Genomic DNA, 18,525 nt, shown 5'->3' with positions numbered 1-18,525 from the left:
GATCTGCGGCACCGGCCGCGTATATCCGCTGGGCTCACACTCCGCCCACCGGCACAATCACGGTCATGTCACTCACCGTCGATCGTCTGCTTGTCGCACTCGAACCGCTGTCGTACCCGAAGCGCCTCAAGCACCTTGCCCACACAGTCCGTTCGCTGTCCTCGGATGACGAGCTCTCAGCCCTGGTGGAAGAGTTGGCGGGCCGCGGCACGTACGAGCGACGACTCGCGGCGTTCGCCGCGCTGGTCGGCCGGCACATGGACTTCCTGGCCGGGCGGCTGACGGACCGGGACCCGGTGGTACGGGCGTACGCGCTGCGCGCGGCCCGGACGCTTCCGCTCCCGGACGCGGCGATCGAGACGGTGTACGAGGACGCTTCGGCCGATGTGCGGCAGCGGCTGGGCGAGGTCGTGCTCGCGAGCGGGCGTACGGCGCCGGCGGAGCGCCTGGTGCCCAGGCTGCGCGCGCAGTGGGGTGACTCCGCGGCGGCCAAGCTGCTGCCCGTCTGTTCGGCGGAGTTCGTGGCGGCGGCGCTGCCCGGACTCTCCTACGCCGTCGAGTCCTGGACCAAGCTCGGACTCCACTTCCCCGACCAGGTCCTCGACCACGCGGAACGGGAACTCGCGGACCGCCCGCGCTCCGAGCACAACGCCGTCTGGCACCGCTACGCCGAGGGTGTGGCGGCGGCCCTCGCCACCCGCGCCGAGCGGGTGCTTTCGATGCTGGAGAGGCACGGCCCCGACACTCTTCCGGCCGCCCTGGCCGAGCGGCTGAACCAGCTGGTGGCCGTCGACCCGGACCGCGTCGTACGGCTGCTGATCCCGAGGGACCGGGGCGGACGGTCGTACACGCCGCTCCCGTCGGCGTCCGTCCTGCGGCGGATCGTCCACGCCGACCCTCCCTCGCTGCCCGCTCTCGGACGCTACTGGGCGGACGGCTACCCCAGCTTCTTCGCCAAGCTGCTCAAGGCGCTGCCTCCGCACCGCCGGAGCGAGTTCTTCGACCTGGCGACCGCGGGCGCCGAGGTGGACACCGACGTCCTCCTGCCGGTCCTCGCCCTGCTGCCGCGCGAGCGCCGCTGGGCGGAGGCCCGCCGGTGGTCGGCCCGGCGCCGCGAGACGGGGAGGTCCTGGTACGAGATCCTGGAGCTGGTCGCGCACGGCCCCGTCGCCGAGGCACGTACCGAACTGCTGGCGGGGACCCGTCGCCCGGACGCCGTCGACCGGGCGAGCGCCTGGCCGCTGCTGATCGCCAATGCCGCCCGCTCCCGCGACCGGGCGGCCGTGCGCGAGACGCTGAACGAGCTGCCGCGGCTGCGCAACGAGCAGGATCCGGTGCGCTGCGCCGCCCTCGGCGCGCTCGCGGAAGTGCACCCCGACCTTTTCACGGCCGAGGACACGCGGACGCTGGACCGCGTCCTGCTGGACGCCCTGGAGGCGCGGGACATCTCCTACGGCACCAGGGAGGCCCTGCGGGCCCTGGCGGTCGAGCTGTTGCGAGAGAACGCCGGGCGCGGTGAACAGGCCCTGGTGGTCTGGTCGTTGGGCGCGCTGGAACGGATCGCCGGCCATGTCGGCGTGGGCCACCTCGGTCCGCTCGACCGGACACTGCGGCGCGGCCAGGAGCATCAGGTGCTCGACGCGCTGCGCCCGTGGGTGGACGCCGCGATGGACAAGGCCGACTACCGGCTGCTGTTCACGCTGACCGCCTCGCTCGGCAGGCGGGCGCACCGGATGCCCGTCCTCCAGGGATTGCTCGAAGAGGCACTGAAGTACGGCGACGACAGCGCGTTCGAGACCGCGGCGACGTACTGGCTGGAGCCGCCGTGGACCCGGGACGAGCGGGTGGCCAGGATTCTGGAGCTCGAACCGTCGGCAGCCGTACTCACCCCGGTCGAAAGGGTTCTGACGGGGCGTCGGACCGATCTCCTGGATGTGCTGCTCGGCGGGTCGCCGCCGTACGGCCGCTTCCTTCGGCGCGGCAGGCGTCGGCCGCTGCCCGAACTCCGCTGCGCGGGGCGCTGGTTGCCGCGCCAGCAGGCGGCGGCGGGCGCCATGGCCGCGGCGGCGGCCGGTGACGCGTCGCAGCCGCTCCACAGCCGCGCCGCCGCGATCCGGGCCGCCGCGACGGTCCCGGAGCACGGGCGCGCGCTCGCCCTGCGGTACGCCGACTCCCCGGACGTGGTGCTTGCCGAGGCCGCGCTGGCCGCGCTGGTGTGGGCGGACGATCCGCAGGACGCGCTGCCGGCGCTGCTCGCCCACGCCGGAGGCGATCGCGCCCGGGTGGCCGTGTACGCCGCGTCCCGTGCCGCGCGTTTCGTCGCGCCGTCCCAACTCGCCGAGGGGCTCAGCGGGTTGCTCACCGCCGAGGAGGGCGTGAAGGTGACGAGCCGGAAGGAGGCGGTACGGCTTGCGGCCACCCTCCTGCCGCTCTCCCGTGCGTCGGCTCTCCTCTCGGCGGCCTTCCACGCGCCGTCCCCGCACCCCGACGTACAGGCGGCCGTCGTGGCGTTCTCGACCGGCCTGCTGTCCGAGGAGGAGACGTGGTCGGTCCTCACGGCGGCCACGGCAGGGGCGCCACAGGTGCTTCAGGCGGTCGTACGGACCTCGGTCTGGTCCTTGCCGGAGACCCACCGGCCCCGTTACGCCCGCCTGGTGGGCGAGGTGTGCCGGGCGGCGGACCCCGAGGTGGCGACGGCCGGGCTGCGTGTGCTCCCCCGGTGGGTGCGGTACGCCCCGGAGGCGGTGGAGGGGCTGTCCGAGCGGGTCACCGACCTCCGCGAGGGAGAGGGGACACGCGCCGTCTGGCGGCGGGCCACCGCGACGATCAGCAACCTGGCTGTCTCGGGCCTGCCGCATCCCGTCGGCGGCGCGGCGCCGGGAAGCCTGCTGCACGACACGCTGGCGGCGCTGCTCCCGGCGATCGCGGCCGGCGAGCCCGACACGGCTCCGGACCGGGATCTGCCCTGCCGCCAACGGGTGCGCGCGCTCCTGGGTGCGCTGCCCGACAGGGCGACTCCTGAGACCCGCCCGGTGCTGGAGGGAGTGGCGGCACAACTCGCCGCCGAGCCGTCCCTGGCCGGGGCCCGCGCGGGCCTGCTCTGCGCCCTCGTCGATGTGGACGCCGACCTGCCCGAACTCATCGCGTGCTTGCGGGACTTGGCGGCCAACGCGGTCGGCCGCCCCGCCCTGGCGGTGTCGACGGCGGAGCGTGTGCGCAGCCGGCTCGGCCACGGCGGCCCGCTGTCGAACCCCGCGACGGTCCTGGCAGCCGCCATCCGTCTGACCGCGACCGACGACCCGGCCACCGGCCTCCTGGCGGTCGCCCTGGTGTCCGCCACGGGCTCCCGTGTGGGCTGGCCGGACGACTGGCGCACGGCCCTGCACGTGCTGCGCACCCACCCGTCGGCGGACGTGCGGGACGCGGCGCTGGGGGTGCTCATCCGCACGGAGTGAGCGGGCGCCGGGGCGGGCGGCACGCGGGACCGCCTCAGCCCCGGTACGTCTCCAGCAGCCGCAGCCAGACCTCACTGATCGTCGGGTACGACGGGACCGCGTGCCACAGGCGGTTGATCGGGACCTCGCCGGCGACCGCCACCGTCGCCGAGTGGAGCAGTTCGCCGACGCCCGGACCCACGAACGTCACGCCCCGCAGGGTCTCGCTGTCCAGGTCCACGATCATCCGGGCGCGGCCCCGGTAGCCGTCCGCGTAGAGGCTCGCGCCCGCGACGTTCCCGATGGCGTAGTCGACCGCGCGGACCCGGTGGCCCGCTTCCTCGGCCTCCTTGAGGGTGAGGCCGACCATGGCGACCTCCGGGTCCGTGAAGACCACCTGCGGGACCGCGTCGTGGTCGGCCGTCGCCACGTGGGCGCCCCAGCGGTCGGTCTCCAGCAGGGGCACCTTCTGCGCCCTGGCGCCGATCGCGGCGCCCGCGATGCGGGCCTGGTACTTGCCCTGGTGGGTGAGGAGCGCTCGGTGGTTGACGTCGCCGACCGCGTAGAGCCAGTCGCTGTTCTCCACCCGGCAGCTGTCGTCGACGGGGAGCCAGGAGCCCGGCTTCAGGCCGATGGAGTCCAGGCCGATGTCCTGGGTGTGCGGTGCCCGGCCGACCGCGAAGAGGATCTCGTCCGCCTCGATCCGCTCGCCGTTGTCGAGGACGACCGTGACCGGTCCCGTACCACCGTCGCGCTCGACCGACGCGACGGAGACGCCCGTACGTACGGAGGCGCCCGCTTCCGTCAGCGCGTCGGCGACCAGTTCGCCCACGAAGGGCTCCATACGGGGGAGCAGACCGCTGCCCCGTACGAGCATCGTGACGGCCGAGCCGAATCCCTGGTAAGCGGTGGCCATCTCGACGCCGACGACTCCCCCGCCCACGACCACGAGCCGGTCGGGCACGGTCGACGAGCTGGTCGCGTCACGGCTCGTCCAGGGATTGGCGCCCGCCAGGCCCGGCAGGTCGGGGACCAAAGCTGTGGTGCCGGTGCAGACGGCGACCGCGTGGCGGGCGGTGAGGACCTGCTCGCCGCCCTCCGGGTCCCTGACGGTCACTCTCTTCTTGCCGTCGAGCCGGCCGTGGCCTCGGTAGAGGGTGGCGCCGATCGACTCGACCCAGGCGACCTGGCCGTCGTCCTTCCAGTTCGACGTGAAGTAGTCGCGGTGCGCGAAGACGGCCGGCACGTCGAGCGGGCCCTGCGCGGACTGGCTCAGTCCCGGGACGCTGCGTGCTTCCGCGCGGGCGATCACCGGTCGCAGCAGGGCCTTGCTCGGCATGCACGCCCAGTAGGAGCACTCGCCGCCGACCAGCTCCCGCTCGACGATCGCCGCGCTCAGCCCGGCCGCCCTGACACGGTCGGCGACGTTCTCCCCGACCGGTCCCGCGCCCAGCACCACAACGTCGTATTCAGTAGCTTCCGTCATGGGAACAGTCTGATGCGGCGCCAGCCGCATGGCCACACGATCTTCGGGAATGGGCGAGGAATACGGCGGTGGTACGCACCGTTGTCGGAGGCGACTTCGGTCCGGAGAGAACAGGAAGAGGTATCAGGCATGACCACTGTGGAACTCACCAAGGAGAACTTCGACCGGACGGTGTCGGAGAACGACTTCATTCTGATCGACTTCTGGGCTTCCTGGTGCGGTCCCTGCCGTCAGTTCGCCCCGGTGTACGAGCAGGCGTCCGAGCGCCACGACGACCTGGTCTTCGCCAAGGTCGACACGGAGGCGCAGCAGGAGCTCGCCGCGGCTTTCGAGATCCGCTCCATCCCGACGCTGATGATCGTCAGGGACAACGTCGCGGTCTTCGCGCAGCCCGGTGCGCTGCCCGAGACGGCCCTGGAGGACGTGATCGGGCAGGCACGCGCGCTCGACATGGACGAGGTCCGCAAGTCGGTCGCCGAGGCCGAGGCCGCCGCGAAGGCGCAGGGCCAGACCCCGGGCGACGGGACGACCGGCGCGTAAGGCCGCTGGTCAGCGTTCCAGTACGAGGGCGAGCCCCTGGCCCACACCGATACAGAGCGCGGCGAGACCGGTTCCCGAGCCCGCCGCCGCGAGCTGATGGGCGACGGACCCCGCGAGGCGCGCGCCGGAGGCACCCAACGGGTGGCCGATGGCGATCGCGCCCCCGCGCGGGTTCACGACTGCGGGGTCCAGCTCGGGCCACTCGGCGAGGCAGCCCAGCGACTGGGCGGCGAACGCCTCGTTGAGTTCGAACGTGGTGAGGTCGGCGAAGTCCCGGCCCGCCTTGGCCAGGGCCCGGCGTACCGCCTCGACCGGGCCGAGGCCGAAGAGCTGCGGTTCGATGCCGGTGACCGCGGAGGCCCTGATCCGGGCGAGCGGTTCGCGCCCGGTGGCCAGCAGGCCCGCCTCGTCCACGAGGAGCAGGGCGGCGGCGCCGTCGTTCAGCGGTGAGGCGTTGCCCGCCGTGACCGTCCCCGCGCCCTCCTTACGGAAGCTGGGCCGGAGCTTGCCCAGTGCTTCGAGCGATGTGTTGTCGCGGATGCATTCGTCCCGTACGAGCTCCACTCCCGCGTACGGCACGACCTCAGCGTCGTACAGACCCTCGCTCCACGCCCGCGCGGCCTTGAGGTGGCTCTCCAGCGCGAACGCGTCCTGCGCGTCCCGGGTGATGGCGTGCTTGTCGGCGATCTGCTCGGCGCCCTCGCCGAGCGGGACCGTCCACTCGGCGGGCATCTCGGGGTTGGTCATGCGCCAGCCGAGCGTCGTGGAGTACATCTGCTGATGCCCGGCGGAAAAGGCCCGCTCGGGCTTCTGGAAGACCCACGGGGCGCGGGACATGGACTCGACGCCGCCCGCGACGACGATCGACGCGTCGCCGAGCGCGATCGCACGCGCCGCCTGGATGACCGCTTCGAGCCCCGAGCCGCAGAGCCGGTTGACGGTGACGCCGGGGACCGAGACGGGCAGCCCGGCGAGCAGGGCGGCCATGCGCGCCACGTCACGGTTGTCCTCGCCGGCGCCGTTCGCCGCGCCGAGCACGACGTCGTCGATCCCGGCCGGGTCGAGTTCCGGCGTACGGTCCACGAGCGCCCGTACGACATGGGCGGCGAGATCGTCCGGTCGTACGGAGGAGAGCGCGCCGCCGAACTTGCCGATCGGTGTGCGGACGGCGTCGACGACGTAGACGTCACGGATGGTCATCGGATCGCTCATCGGCTCTCTCCCCTTGAGTCAGCTGTTCACCGACGCACTCTTTCATGGGAGCTACATCTAGGGGAGAAAGGATCCCGGACGGCCGGTCAGCTCGTCCGGGGCTCCGTGGCACCGGACGCGCCCGGCCCGTCGGGGGTGTCGACGACGCGTGCGGTGAGGCCGTAGTCGACCTCGTAGCCGTCGATCAGCAGACCTTCGACGGTGCGGGTCTCCGGGTCGATGTCCGCGACCATTCCCCCGCCCTCGTAGCGCGGATAGCCGGACTCGCCGGTCTCTCCGGTCGTCTCGACCACGGCCGAGCGCAGCGCGGTCGCCGCGTCCGGCGGACCGTCGCCGCCGTCGGTGTGCTCCGGTACCAGCAGAATCTCGAAACGCCGCGGATAGGGGTGCCAGGCAGTGCTCATGCTGGTGACGCTAGACAACGGGAGGGCGGCCCGCATGTCGTCCGGCGGGGTGACCGGATCCGGCTCGCCGGGTCTGGTCCGCCGAGTCCGGTCCGCCGGGCATCCGTCTGCTTAGGAGGCCGGCGTCAGCTCGACTCTCGTTGCAGGGCCAGCGCCCCCATGAGGTCGTGACGCTCAGGTTCACCGCCGGGATCGCGCACCACCCGGTCGACCAGGGCCGCCAGCCGCTGTCCGGTGACGAGGTCGATCCGTACGGTCGAGAGCCTGGGCCGGAGCAACCTGCCGAGCAGTAGATTGTCGGCGCCGAGCACCGCCACGTCGCCGGGGATGTCGACACCCGCGTCCTGGAGGGCCCTCATCAGGAGCATCGCGTACTCGTCGTTGTAGGCGTAGACCGCGTCGAGGTCCAGGCCGTCCCAGCGGGCGGCGAGCGCGGCGGCCGACTCCTCCGTGTACGAGAGCGGCACCGGCTCGACGCGGGCGCCCGCGGACGACGCGTCGGCCGCTGCCCGCGCGCCGGCGAGCCGGGGCTCCGAGAAGAGCTCCAGGCCCGGTTCCCCGGGCATCACGACGCCGATCCGGCGCCGTCCACGCTCCAGCAGATGGTCCACGGCGCAGCTGCCGATCTCGCGCTGGTCCATGACGAGGGCGTGCGCGCCCTCGACGCGCCGCGGGCCGAGGGTGATGACGGCCTTCGCGCCTGAGCGCTTGAGTATCTCGACCCCGTGCGGGGTGAGCGCGATCTCGCCGAGGGAGACGACGGCGACCGGGCGCAGTTCGGCCCAGGCGCGCGCGGCCTCGTCGCCGTCGAGGCCGAGGCTGCCGTACTGGACGACCGTGTAGTCCAACCGCCGCAGCGCCCACTGGAGTTCGTTGAGGAAGCGACTGTGCAGGGGGCCGATGGGGACGTGCGCGGTGGGGAGCAGGACAATCCTGGTGTGTCCCGCGCGCAGGCTGCGCGCGGCGGCGTGGGGGATGTACGCCAGTTCTTCGGCGGCCTCGCGGACCTTGCGGCGGGTGGGCTCGCTGATCCGTACGGCGGAGGTGTTGTTGAGTACGTACGAGACGGTGGCCCTGGAGACTCCGGCCAGGCGGGCGACGTCGGCGCTGGTGGGGACGGGGCGCTCGGCGGGGCGGCCCACGAGGCGTTCGGCACGCGGTTCGGGCGGCCGCGGAGAGGGCGGGGACGGTCTTGGGGACGGCTGTTCAGGTAACTGACTCATCGCCCCCCGCATCCTTCCAGACGGGCCGTCGATGGCATCCGCCGCCCGGAGTCCCGTTCGATCACCCCACGAGAAAGGCGCTTTCGAGCGCTCCTACGTACGAAAGGGATCGTCTTGCGACTGCACACCCACACCTGGGGCGAGGGCGACCGCGTCGCGCTCCTGATCCACGGCATCATGGCCGACCACCGGACCTGGCGCCGGGTGGGGCCCGAACTGGCCGCGCGCGGCCTGCGCGTGATCGCCGTCGATCTGCGCGGCCACGGCGCCAGTGGCCAAGGTCCTTACGCGCCCGAGGACTTCGCCGACGATCTCGTGGAGACACTGCCCGCCGGGGCGGAGGTGGCGATCGGCCACTCACTCGGCGGCATGGCGCTCGCGCTCGCGGTGGAACGGCTCGCGCCGCGCCGCGCGGTCTACTGCGATCCGGCCTGGCATCTGCCGGGCCCGGATGCGGGTGCCACCGAGAGCGCGGGACCCGCGCGGCTGGCCGCGGCCAAGACCCTCTCGCGCGAGGAGATATCCACGCTCAATCCCCGCTGGGAGGAGGTGGACGTGGACCTTGAGGTGGCGAGCCTCGCCGTGTGGGACGAGCGGACCGCGTACGGCATCGCGCCCGCGTTCGGCGCGGATCTGCGGCCTGCCCGGCCGGCGGTGCCCTCGCTGGTGACGATCGCCGATCCGAGCCCGATGGTCTCGCCCGAGGACGCGGCGGAGCTGCGCTCGCGCGGCTTCGAGGTCCGGACGGTCGAGGGCGCGGGGCACACGGCGCACCGCGACGACCTCGACGCGTTCATGGCCGCGCTGAAGGGATGGATCTGAGCGGAGACGGCAGGGACGGCGAACAGCCCGGCAGGGACCGGGCCGACCCGGGCGCGGGTCGGGGGCGCGCAGGCTCTACCTTCGTTCGGATGAAGCCCTTCACCGACTCCGGCGCCCCCGGCCACTCCCCCGAGCCCCAACTCCCCGGCAGGAGCGGTCCCTCCGCGACCACCGAGGCCGATCCCCGCGACGTGGGGCCCGTACGCGCCGGACAAGGACGGCGATCCGGATCCCGGCGAGATCGTCTGGACCTGGGTGCCTTATGAGGAGAACGACGGGCGCGGCAAGGACCGGCCGGTGCTCGTCGTGGCCCGCGAACCGGCCGGGACGCTGCTCGCCGTCCAGCTCTCCAGCAAGCGGCACGACCGGGACCACGAGTGGGTGCCGATCGGGGTCGGGCCGTGGGACCGGCAGGGCCGTGAGTCGTGGGTGGATCTGGACCGGGTGCTGCGGATCCACGACAAGGGCATGCGGCGCGAGGCGTGCGCGCTCGACCGGGGGCGGTTCGACCGGGTCGTACGGCGGCTGCGGGAGCGTTACGGCTGGCGCTGAGCCGGTATGCGGGGGCCGCCCGCGCCGCCGGAGCCCGAGCCGCCCGGACCGTCCTCGGAGCCGCCCTCGGAGCCGTCCTCGGCGACGCCCGCGACATCCTGAGCGACGTCCGCGAACGTACGCCGGAAAGCGGCCAGCGTGGCCGAATCGGCCGTCCGGTCGAGCACCGCGAAGACGACCTGGTCGAAGTGGCCCGCGAACCGGCCGCCGCCCCCGCCCGCTCCGGACCCTTCCGGCGGCGCGACGAGCAGCGCCCGGAAGGCACCGGCCACCCCCGCCGGGTCGTTGCGGAAGACCCCGCACCCCCACGCCCCGAGCACGAGGCGCCGGTATCCGCCCGCCACCGCCACCTCCAGGACCCGCTCGGCGCGGGCCGCGAGCGTGGCCGGAATTCGCGGGTTCTCCTCGGGCCGGTCACGCGCGACGATCCCGGCGTTCGGGGCGGGCGAGGTGAGGAAACCGACGGTGAACGGGGCGTCGAGCAGCCGGCCCCGGTCGTCGCGGAAGACGGGCACGCCGGGCGAGTGGATCACGCGGTCGCTGTAGAACGGGCTGCGGTCGGCGCGGTGGTGCGCGTAGTAGTCCGGGGCGCGCAGCAGGGTGGCGTAGAGGGCGGAGGCCCGGCACAGCGCCTCCTCCTGGGCCTGTGCGCCGTTCAGGTAGCCGCCGCCCGGGTTGCGTGCCGAGGCGAAGTTCAGAACGGCCACGGGGCCCGGTGCCGCCGAGGACATCCGCCGGGCGGCCTGGAGGCTGCTCTCGCCGCTGACCTCGAAGGATGTCGTACGGGAGGTGTCCGGGGTGACCGGTACGGGCTCCGGCCCGTACAGCCGCGTGCCCTCGGTCGCGGCGGTCAGCAGCGCCGCGAGTGGCACCTGGCGGCCGTCCTCCGCGCGGTACCCGCCCGCCTCGACGATCTCCTCGGTGTGCTTCGCGATCCCCCGCAGCCGTGCGCTCATGCCAGGCATCCTCGGTGAGGAAACACGCTCGGGGCAACCAGGTTTCCCACCCGCGGGGGCACTCTTGTGCGGATCGCCGGGAGTGGCCTTAGGTTGGAACGCAGCGCCCCGCCCCGAACCCCGGGACGGGGTCCGGGCACGGTCTTCGACAGGAGGATCCGGCCATGTCGTCGGAGGAATTCGCAGCTGCGGGCCCGTCTCTCACCGAGGACGACGCCGAGGCGCTGCTGCGCGGCATATGTTTCAAGACAGGTCCGCCCAGCATCGTGGGTGTCGAACTGGAATGGCTCGTGCACGATCTGTACGACCCCGAACTGCCCGTTCGGACCGAGCGTCTCGACAAGGCTTATGCCGGCCTCCGTGACGTGTCCCTGCGATCGGCGCTGACTTTCGAACCGGGCGGCCAGCTGGAACTCAGCTCGGCGCCCGCCTCCTCCCTGATGGAGTGTGTCAACTCCACAGCGGCGGACCTCGCCGCCGTACGCCGTGAACTGCGTACGGCCGGTCTCACGCTCACCGGCCTCGGACAGGATCCGTGGCACTCGCCGGGCAGGCTCCTGAAGGAGCCGCGGTACGACGCGATGGAGACCTACCTCGACCGGATCGGCCCCTCGGGCCGCGCCATGATGCGTTCCTCCGCCTCCGTCCAGGTGTGCCTCGACGCGGGTACCGAGGAGCCGGGCCCTCTCGGGTACGGCAGGCGCTGGCAGCTCGCGCATCTGCTGGGCGCGGTGCTGGTGGCCTCGTTCGCCAACTCGCCTGTCCAGGCGCGCCGTGCCACCGGCTGGCGTTCCACCCGGCAGGCGCTGTGGACGGACCTCGATCCGGCGCGCACCAACGCGCCCGACCTGCGGCGCGAGCCGCGGGCCGCGTGGGCGGCGTATGTACTGGACGCGCCGGTGATGTGCGTCCGGACCGCGGTCGGTCCTTGGGGAGTGCCCGAGGGGCTGACCTTCCGGGAGTGGATCCGGTCCGGTCTGCCCCGGCCGGCGGTCCGTGCCGACCTCGACTACCACATCTCCACCCTCTTCCCGCCGGTGCGCCCGCGCGGTCATCTGGAGCTGCGGATGATCGACGCCCAGCCGGGGGCCGACGGCTGGATGGTGCCGCTGGCGGTGACCACCGCGCTGTTCGACGACCCCGAGGCCGCCGAAACGGTGTACCGCACCGTGAAGACGCTCGCCGAGACGGCGGGCGCCCTCCCCGCGCCGGGCAATCCGCTCTGGCTCACGGCCGCCCGCGACGGGCTCACCGACCCCGAGCTGCACGCGGCGGCGGTGGAGTGCTTCGCCGTCGCGCTTCAGGCTCTGCCTCGTACGGGCGCCACCGAGACCGTTCAGGAGGCCGTCGCGGCCTTCAACGAGCGGTACGTCGTGCCGGGCCGCTGCCCCGCCGACGATATGAACGTCCCCGAAACCGGGAAGGAAATCCGCGCATGACCGAGAACGCCGGGACACCGGCCGAGACGGCGGACGGGACCACGGACGGGATATCCGTCGACGCGCTGCGGCGCCGGGCCTTCGACGCGCTCACCACCGCGCGCGAGCGCACCGCACTCCTCACCTCCTGTGTGGACGAGCCCGAACTGACCGCGCAGCACTCGCCGTTGATGTCACCGCTGGTCTGGGACCTGGCCCATATCGGCAATCAGGAGGAGCAGTGGCTGCTCCGTACGGTCGGCGGCCGGGAGGCCGTCAGGCCGGAGATCGACTCCGTGTACGACGCCTTCGAGCATCCGCGGGCACTGCGTCCCACGCTCCCGCTGCTCGCGCCCACCGAGGCACGCGCGTACGCCTCCGACATCCGGGGCCGGGTCCTGGACATCCTCGACAGCAGTCCGCTGCGCGGCGGTCCGCTGCTGGACGCGGGATTCGCCTTCGGGATGATCGCGCAGCACGAACAGCAGCACGACGAGACGATGCTGATCACCCATCAGCTGCGCCGCGGCCCCGCCGCGCTGACGGCGCCAAAGCCGCCGGCCCCCGATCCGGTGGACGCGGCGGACCTGCCGGCCGAGGTCCTGATCCCGGCCGGGCAGTTCACCATGGGCACCTCGGCCGAGCCGTGGGCGCTGGACAACGAACGGCCCGCGCACCACCGGCTGGTGCCCGCGTTCTACCTGGACACCGTGCCGGTGACCAACGGCGACTATCTGCGGTTCATCGAGGACGGCGGCTACACCGACGAACGCTGGTGGGCCCCGGCCGGCTGGGACCAGATCCGTGAACACGGCGTCGCCGCACCGCTGTTCTGGCGGCGGGAGGCAGGACAGTGGACGCGCCGCCACTTCGGCGCGGTCGAGCCCGTCCCCGCCGACGAGCCGGTGCTGCATGTCAGCTGGTACGAGGCGGACGCCTACGCGCGCTGGGCCGGGCGGAGGCTGCCGACCGAGGAGGAGTGGGAGAAGGCCGCCCGGCACGACCCGGCCACCGGCCGCTCGCGGCGCCATCCGTGGGGCGACGAGGACCCGACGCCCGAGCACGCCAACCTCGGCCAGCGCCATCTGCGGCCCGCGCCCGCGGGCAGTTATCCGCGGGGCGCGTCGCCGCTGGGCGTACGGCAGTTGATCGGTGACGTGTGGGAGTGGACGTCGAGCGACTTCCTGCCCTACCCCGGCTTTGCCGCCTTCCCCTACCGGGAGTACTCGGAGGTGTTCTTCGGCGGGGCGCACAAGGTGCTGCGCGGCGGCTCGTTCGCCGTGGACCAGGTGGCATGCCGCGGCACCTTCCGCAACTGGGACCTGCCGGTGCGCCGGCAGATCTTCGCCGGGTTCCGTACCGCCCGCTCGGCCGGGGACGCGTGATGTGCCGTCATATCGCCTATGTGGGGGCGCCGGTGGCGCTGCGCGAAGTGCTGATCGCCCCTGAGTACGCGCTGTACCGGCAGTCCTGGGAGCCGCGCCGGCAGCGGTACGGGACGGTCAACGCGGATGGTTTCGGGGTCGGTTGGTACGCGGACGGCGACCCGCTGCCCGCGCGCTACCGCCGCACGGGCCCCATCTGGGGCGATCAGAGCGTCGTCGACCTGGCCAGGGTGGTCAGGAGCGGTGCGGTGCTCGCGGCCGTGCGGGACGCCACCGAGGCGGGCTCGGACGGTGAGGCGGCGGCGGCGCCGTTCGCCTCCGGGCCGTGGCTCTTCAGCCACAACGGCGCCGTACGCGGCTGGCCGTCGAGCCTGGCGCCGCCTGCCGCCGCCCTCTCCCCCGCCGAACTGCTGTCGCTGGACGCCCGGACCGACTCGGCGCTCGTGTGGGCGCTGGTGCTGCACCGGCTGCGGGACGGCGACGGCATGGGACAGGCCCTGACCGACACGGTCCTGGAGGTGGCCGAGGCGGCGCCCGGCTCCCGGCTGAATCTGCTGCTCACGGACGGTACGACGGTCACGGCGACCGCCTGGGGGGACACGCTCTGGTATCTCGCCGAGCCCGGCCGGTCCACGGTCGTCGCCTCGGAGCCGTACGACGACGATCCGCGCTGGTGCGAAGTCCCCGACCACACGCTGCTGGCGGCGACCCGCACCGACGTCCTGCTCACTCCCCTCAAGGAGCCCCCCTCGTGAGCCCGTACCAGCTGACCCGCACCCTGCCCGAGGACGCCACCGACGCCGCGCTGCGCGCCGACGTGCTGCACGGACTGACCCGTACACCCAAGTCCCTGCCGCCCAAGTGGTTCTACGACGCCAGGGGCAGCGAACTCTTCGAGGAGATCACCAGGCTCGACGAGTACTATCCGACGCGCGCGGAGCGGGAGATCCTGCTCACCCGCGCGCCCGAGATCGCGGCGGCGACGGGGGCCCGCACGCTGGTCGAGCTGGGCTCGGGGTCCTCGGAGAAGACCCGGCATCTGCTCGACGAGCTGCCCGTGCCGCACGCCTACGTACCGGTGGACGTGAGCGAGAGCGCGCTCATCGGGGCCGCCGAGTCGCTGCTCGCCGAGCGGCCCGGCCTCCAAGTACACGCGCTCATCGCCGACTTCACCAAGGAGCTGGAGCTGCCGGACACGCCGGGGCCCCGACTGGTCGCGTTCCTCGGCGGCACGATCGGGAATCTGCTGCCCGACGAGCGCGCGGACTTCCTCGCGTCCGTGCGCGCGATGCTCGTGCCCGGCGACGCGCTGCTCCTGGGGACGGATCTCGTCAAGGACGAGTCCGTACTGGTCAAGGCTTATGACGACGCGTCAGGGGTGACGGCCGCCTTCAACAAGAACGTGCTGGCCGTCGTCGACCGCGAGCTGGGAGCCGACTTCGACCCGGCGGACTTCGACCATGTGGCGCTCTGGGACAGCGATCAGCGGTGGATCGAGATGCGGCTCAGGGCGCGCCGGGCCCTCACTGTGAAGATTCCCGAACTGGATCTGGTGGTCGCCTTCGAGGCGGGTGAGGAGATGCGTACGGAGGTGTCCGCGAAGTTCACCGAGGACGGTGTCCGCACCGAACTGGCCGGTGCGGGGATGGAGTTGACGCACTGGTGGACGGACGAGGCGGGGCGGTTCGCGCTGTCGCTGGCGACGGCGGTGTGAGAGACGGCCGCTTGAGATACGGCCGTGTGAGAGACAGCGGTGTGAGACACGGCCGCGTGAACAACGCCGGCCCGGTCGCCGCCGGTCCGGGTGACGGCACTCTGGGCCGCGCGCGCCAGTGAGCGCCGGTCCGCGTGGCTCCCGGCGGGGATCAGGGGCAGGACCTCGATCTCCGCCGTGAGCCCGCGGGTCACCACCGCGCGCCACAGTGAGACCGCGAGCGGGTCGTCCCCGACGAAGGCGGCGGGACCCAGCGGGCTGTAGCCGATCCGTACGGGAAGGACGGCCGCCCCCGCGTCCAGCGCGGCCTGGAACATGGCCGCGGTGAACCGCCCCTGGTCCCTTCCGCACCAGGTGCTTCCCTCGGGGAAGACGATCACCCGGGATCCCCCGAGCAGGGCGTCCTTGACGTCTCGTACGGTGCCCGGCAGCGCGCGGAGCCGGTCGCGCTCCACGAACAGGGTGCCGCCGAGGGCCGCGACCACGCCGAGGACGGGCCAGCGCCGGATGTCGCTCTTGGCCAGCAACCGGCCGGGGAACAGGGTCGCGACGAGCGGGATGTCCAGCCAGGAGATGTGGTTGGCGACGACGAGCACCCCGCACGGCGCTTCGCCCGAGGTCACGGACAAGGCCTCGGGCCGCGTCCCGCCGGCCTGGACGCGCACCCCGAAGAGCCGGATCACGGTACGTGTCCACCCCCGGGTCAGCCGGTCGCGTACACCGGAGTTGAACAGCGCGACGAAGGGAATGAGCAGGGTCCCGGTGATCACGGCGCCGAGACCGGCCGCCAGCCGCGCGGACGCGGCGACCGGGCCCCGGCGCGGGGCGTCCGGCAGGGGGGCGCAGAGCTGCGGGGTGCAGGGCGCCGTGGGCAGCCAGGCGCTCATCGCGCCGGGGCGAGCGAGAGGAAGTGCCGCAGGTAGCGGGGGTTGGTGCGGCGCAGCGACAGCAGGACGTACAGGTCGGCGACCCCGAACTCCGGGTCGTGCGCGGGCGCGCCGCACACCCAGGCGCCGAGCCGCAGGTAGCCGCGGAGCAGCGCGGGAAGTTCGGCCCGTGCGGCGGGCAGGGTCTCACTGTCGGGGGTCCAGAGTCGGTGCGGGGTGACCCAGTACTCCTCGGGCGCGAGGTCGCGGTCCTTGACCGTGTTCCAGGTCGCGGACGCGAGGGCGCCGCCGTCGCTCAGCGGCAGGGAGCAGCAGCCCGCCATCCAGTTGTGCCCGGTGCGGGTCATGTAGCGGGCGAGCCCGGCCCAGATGAGGGCGATGACGGCGCCGTCGCGGTGCAGGGGGTGGACACAGGAGCGGCCGACCTCGACGAGGTCGTCGCGTATGTGGTCGAGCCTCTGGAGGTCGAACTCGCTCTCGGAGTACAGCCGTCCGGCGGCACGGGCGCGGTCGGGCGGCAGCAGCCGGTACGTCCCCACGACCTCGCCGGTCTCGGCCTCGCGTACCAGCAGGTGGTCGCAGTAGGCGTCGAAGGCGTCGCTGTCGAGGCCGGGCTCGGGCGCGTCGATGTGGGCGCCCATCTCACCGGCGAAGACCATGTAGCGCAGGCGCTGGGCGGCGCGTATGTCCTCCTGGTCGCGGGCCAGGGAGACGAGATAGCGCTGGTCGGGGTCGGGTGCCGGGGCGGGGAGGGGGAGCTGCGGGGGTGCCGTGGGGAGGGTGGCGGGGACGACGGCGGGCGAGGCGGACATAGAGGTCTCCTGTGCCGGACAAAAGAACGAGCGGTGGTGGGACGCCGCTGGTGCGGCGCCCCGGCACCTTGTTTCTTCCGTGACCGGCTGGATTCGACATGACAGCCTGGCGGAGCGGGGATGTGGGACGGCTGAATGGCCGGAACCAACGGGTAATGGGTTGGTAAAGCGGCCGTCCCGGAACGGGACCTTCGAGGAGTCCGCCGAACGCCGGGGGCAGTCCGCCGACCCGGTGGAGCGCTCCGGACCCCGAATCTACCGCAGCGCCGCCGAGATCTTCTCGACGGCCGCCTCGGCGGCGATCCTCGGGTCCTCGCCCTGGAGGACGGCCGTCATGTACGGCTTGATCGGGTTGTCCAGCTCGACATCCGCCCATTTCGGCGAGTTGGGCGTGGCCCGTCCCTGTGCGGCGCCCGCCGCCATCGCGGCCGTCGCTTCCTGGCCCTCGATGACGCCCGCGAGGGTCGTCTTGTTCGGCACGTAGCTCATGGTCCTGGCGAGATCCGTCTGCCACTTCTCGCCGGCCAGCGCTTTGACGACCTCGACGGCGGCCGACCGGTGGGAGGAGTTCTTGGGGACGATGAGGTCGGAGCCGCCGGTGAAGACGGAGCCGGGCGTCGCGGAGGTCTTGCCGGGGATCGGGAAGAAGCCGAGCTTGCCCTTGAGACCGGGGTTCTTCTCCTCGATCTGGACGGCGGAGTTGGGGGTGTCGATCATCTGCGCGACGTCGCCCCTGGCGAACACCTCCTCCTGCACCGGCGTCACCTCGTCGGAGTCCTTGGGGCCGTCGCCGAGCCCCTGCAACTCCTTGTAGAACTTCATGCCGTTGATCGCCTCGGGGGTGTCGAGCCGGCCCTCCCACTCGCCGCCCGACTCGACCGCCAGCTCGCCGCCCTCGTCCCAGATGAAGCCGGAGAGGGTGTACCAGTCCTGGCCGGCGAGGTAGATGCCCTGCTGGGCGCCCTCGTCGAGTTCGGCGGTGATGTCCAGCCACTCCTCGCGGGTCTTGGGCAGCTCCTCGATGCCGGCCTGTGCGAAGAGGTCCTTGTTGTAGATGACGACGCGGTTGGCCGCGTACCAAGGGATGCCGAACTGGGAGCCGTTGATGCTGCCGGGCTCGGCGAGACCCGGCAGCCAGTCCTCACTTCCCAGGTCGCGTACGGACTCCAGGGTGAGGTCCCGCAGGCCGTCGCTCTCCGCGTACTGGGCGACCTGTGTGTTGCCGACCTCGATGATGTCCGGCGAGTCGTCGTCCTCCAGCGCGGCCATCACCTTCTTGCCGATCCCGGTCCACTCCTGGATCTTGACCTCCAGCCGGACCGAGGGGTTCTCCTCCTCGTACGCCTCGGTGAACCGCTCAAGGAACTCGGTGGAGACGCTGTCCTTCATGAGCCAGATGGTGATGACCTTCTCGTCGTCACCGGGGAGCATGCCGCATCCCACGAGGGCGATGGAGGACACGAACACGGCGGAGCCGACAAGGAAGCGGTTTTTCACGTAGGTCACCTTCTGGCGTGCGGGCACGAAAGAGAGAAACCCGACGTGGGGGGAGCAAGAGTGCTCGCACGGGTATTCGGCGATTTTGGTATGTACCAGGTAACCGGTCAAGCCCCGCGCAGCCGCCCGGGACCCCTACCGCACCCCTCTCCTGCCGCGCGCGGCGCGTGATGGTGGGGCACC

Annotated in this window: 14 protein-coding genes and 2 pseudogenes; 8 read left to right on the top strand and 8 right to left on the bottom strand. The window is 72.5% G+C overall.

Features of this window, described 5'->3' with window-relative positions:
- Window positions 1–65: 65 nt before the first annotated feature.
- Entirely contained in the window at window positions 66–3,455 is a 3,390-nt protein-coding gene (locus ACIBBB_RS04120) for a hypothetical protein (protein WP_398978426.1), read from the top strand.
- Window positions 3,456–3,489: 34 nt separating this feature from the next.
- Here ACIBBB_RS04120 and ACIBBB_RS04115 read toward each other — a convergent pair whose 3' ends face one another.
- Complete coding sequence (locus ACIBBB_RS04115) at window positions 3,490–4,920, bottom strand: dihydrolipoyl dehydrogenase family protein (protein ID WP_398978424.1); 1,431 nt, start codon at window positions 4,918–4,920, stop codon at window positions 3,490–3,492.
- A 129-nt stretch (window positions 4,921–5,049) separates the two neighbouring features.
- Here ACIBBB_RS04115 and trxA point away from each other — a divergent pair, with 129 nt between their 5' ends.
- Window positions 5,050–5,460 carry a thioredoxin gene (gene trxA, locus ACIBBB_RS04110; protein WP_398978422.1) on the top strand — a complete coding sequence of 137 codons (411 nt, stop codon included), beginning with the start codon at window positions 5,050–5,052 and terminating at the stop codon, window positions 5,458–5,460.
- 9 nt (window positions 5,461–5,469) lie between these two features.
- Here trxA and ACIBBB_RS04105 read toward each other — a convergent pair whose 3' ends face one another.
- The 3 genes from ACIBBB_RS04105 to ACIBBB_RS04095 form a co-directional block, all read right to left on the bottom strand.
- Window positions 5,470–6,660, bottom strand: coding sequence for a thiolase family protein (locus ACIBBB_RS04105; protein WP_398978837.1), 1,191 nt, complete (start codon window positions 6,658–6,660; stop codon window positions 5,470–5,472).
- Between the two features lie 98 nt (window positions 6,661–6,758).
- Complete coding sequence (locus tag ACIBBB_RS04100) at window positions 6,759–7,076, bottom strand: hypothetical protein (RefSeq protein ID WP_398978420.1); 318 nt, start codon at window positions 7,074–7,076, stop codon at window positions 6,759–6,761.
- Between the two features lie 125 nt (window positions 7,077–7,201).
- A complete protein-coding gene (locus tag ACIBBB_RS04095) occupies window positions 7,202–8,299 on the bottom strand; it encodes a LacI family DNA-binding transcriptional regulator (protein ID WP_398978418.1) in 1,098 nt (365 codons plus the stop codon).
- Between the two features lie 114 nt (window positions 8,300–8,413).
- Between ACIBBB_RS04095 and ACIBBB_RS04090 the strand changes: the two genes are divergently transcribed.
- Both ACIBBB_RS04090 and ACIBBB_RS04085 read left to right on the top strand, forming a co-directional pair.
- Entirely contained in the window at window positions 8,414–9,121 is a 708-nt protein-coding gene (locus ACIBBB_RS04090) for an alpha/beta fold hydrolase (protein ID WP_398978416.1), read from the top strand.
- 89 nt (window positions 9,122–9,210) lie between these two features.
- Window positions 9,211–9,673: pseudogene (locus tag ACIBBB_RS04085) on the top strand (type II toxin-antitoxin system PemK/MazF family toxin).
- Here the strand turns inward: ACIBBB_RS04085 and ACIBBB_RS04080 are convergent.
- Window positions 9,658–10,629, bottom strand: coding sequence for a TIGR02452 family protein (locus tag ACIBBB_RS04080; protein WP_398978414.1), 972 nt, complete (start codon window positions 10,627–10,629; stop codon window positions 9,658–9,660). The pseudogene ACIBBB_RS04085 and the gene ACIBBB_RS04080 overlap by 16 nt on opposite strands.
- Before the next feature lie 164 nt (window positions 10,630–10,793).
- On the opposite strand from ACIBBB_RS04080, the gene egtA reads away from it, so the two are divergent.
- The 4 genes from egtA to egtD are packed head-to-tail and all read left to right on the top strand — an operon-like array spanning window position 10,794 to window position 15,146.
- Window positions 10,794–12,068: an ergothioneine biosynthesis glutamate--cysteine ligase EgtA gene (egtA, locus tag ACIBBB_RS04075; RefSeq protein ID WP_398978412.1), complete on the top strand. Its 1,275-nt coding sequence runs from the start codon at window positions 10,794–10,796 to the stop codon at window positions 12,066–12,068.
- Entirely contained in the window at window positions 12,065–13,432 is a 1,368-nt protein-coding gene (gene egtB, locus ACIBBB_RS04070; protein ID WP_398978410.1) for an ergothioneine biosynthesis protein EgtB, read from the top strand. Before egtA ends, egtB begins: the two co-directional genes overlap by 4 nt.
- Window positions 13,432–14,187, top strand: a complete 756-nt coding sequence (egtC, locus tag ACIBBB_RS04065) for an ergothioneine biosynthesis protein EgtC (protein WP_398978409.1) — start codon at window positions 13,432–13,434, stop codon at window positions 14,185–14,187. The genes egtB and egtC overlap by 1 nt, the downstream gene beginning before the upstream one ends.
- A complete protein-coding gene (gene egtD, locus ACIBBB_RS04060) occupies window positions 14,184–15,146 on the top strand; it encodes an L-histidine N(alpha)-methyltransferase (RefSeq protein WP_398978407.1) in 963 nt (320 codons plus the stop codon). Before egtC ends, egtD begins: the two co-directional genes overlap by 4 nt.
- A 278-nt stretch (window positions 15,147–15,424) precedes the next feature.
- On the opposite strand, the pseudogene ACIBBB_RS04055 reads toward egtD, so the two are convergent.
- The 3 genes and pseudogenes from ACIBBB_RS04055 to ACIBBB_RS04045 all read right to left on the bottom strand — a co-directional run.
- A pseudogene (locus tag ACIBBB_RS04055) lies at window positions 15,425–16,033 on the bottom strand (lysophospholipid acyltransferase family protein); the annotation flags it as partial.
- A complete protein-coding gene (locus tag ACIBBB_RS04050) occupies window positions 16,030–16,845 on the bottom strand; it encodes a GNAT family N-acetyltransferase (RefSeq protein ID WP_398978405.1) in 816 nt (271 codons plus the stop codon). The pseudogene ACIBBB_RS04055 and the gene ACIBBB_RS04050, both read right to left, overlap by 4 nt.
- A 255-nt stretch (window positions 16,846–17,100) precedes the next feature.
- Window positions 17,101–18,342, bottom strand: coding sequence for an extracellular solute-binding protein (locus ACIBBB_RS04045; protein WP_398978403.1), 1,242 nt, complete (start codon window positions 18,340–18,342; stop codon window positions 17,101–17,103).
- Between the last annotated feature and the right edge of the window lie 183 nt (window positions 18,343–18,525).

This window comes from Streptomyces sp. NPDC051217 (genome assembly GCF_044455465.1).
Lineage (GTDB): Bacteria > Actinomycetota > Actinomycetes > Streptomycetales > Streptomycetaceae > Streptomyces.
The sequence above is the reverse complement of the archived record's forward strand: the minus strand, read 5'-3'. Positions and strand labels throughout refer to the sequence as shown.

Excerpts from the sequence above, each read along its gene's own strand:
- ACIBBB_RS04100 (WP_398978420.1), bottom strand. The coding sequence starts at position 7,076 with ATGAGCACTGCCTGGCACCCCTATCCGCGGCGTTTCGAGATTCTGCTG.
- ACIBBB_RS04115 (WP_398978424.1), bottom strand. The coding sequence starts at position 4,920 with ATGACGGAAGCTACTGAATACGACGTTGTGGTGCTGGGCGCGGGACCG.
- ACIBBB_RS04120 (WP_398978426.1), top strand. The coding sequence starts at position 66 with ATGTCACTCACCGTCGATCGTCTGCTTGTCGCACTCGAACCGCTGTCG.
- trxA (WP_398978422.1), top strand. The coding sequence starts at position 5,050 with ATGACCACTGTGGAACTCACCAAGGAGAACTTCGACCGGACGGTGTCG.
- egtA (WP_398978412.1), top strand. The coding sequence starts at position 10,794 with ATGTCGTCGGAGGAATTCGCAGCTGCGGGCCCGTCTCTCACCGAGGAC.
- ACIBBB_RS04080 (WP_398978414.1), bottom strand. The coding sequence starts at position 10,629 with ATGAGCGCACGGCTGCGGGGGATCGCGAAGCACACCGAGGAGATCGTC.
- ACIBBB_RS04050 (WP_398978405.1), bottom strand. The coding sequence starts at position 16,845 with ATGTCCGCCTCGCCCGCCGTCGTCCCCGCCACCCTCCCCACGGCACCC.
- egtC (WP_398978409.1), top strand. The coding sequence starts at position 13,432 with ATGTGCCGTCATATCGCCTATGTGGGGGCGCCGGTGGCGCTGCGCGAA.
- ACIBBB_RS04095 (WP_398978418.1), bottom strand. The coding sequence starts at position 8,299 with ATGAGTCAGTTACCTGAACAGCCGTCCCCAAGACCGTCCCCGCCCTCT.
- ACIBBB_RS04105 (WP_398978837.1), bottom strand. The coding sequence starts at position 6,660 with ATGACCATCCGTGACGTCTACGTCGTCGACGCCGTCCGCACACCGATC.
- egtB (WP_398978410.1), top strand. The coding sequence starts at position 12,065 with ATGACCGAGAACGCCGGGACACCGGCCGAGACGGCGGACGGGACCACG.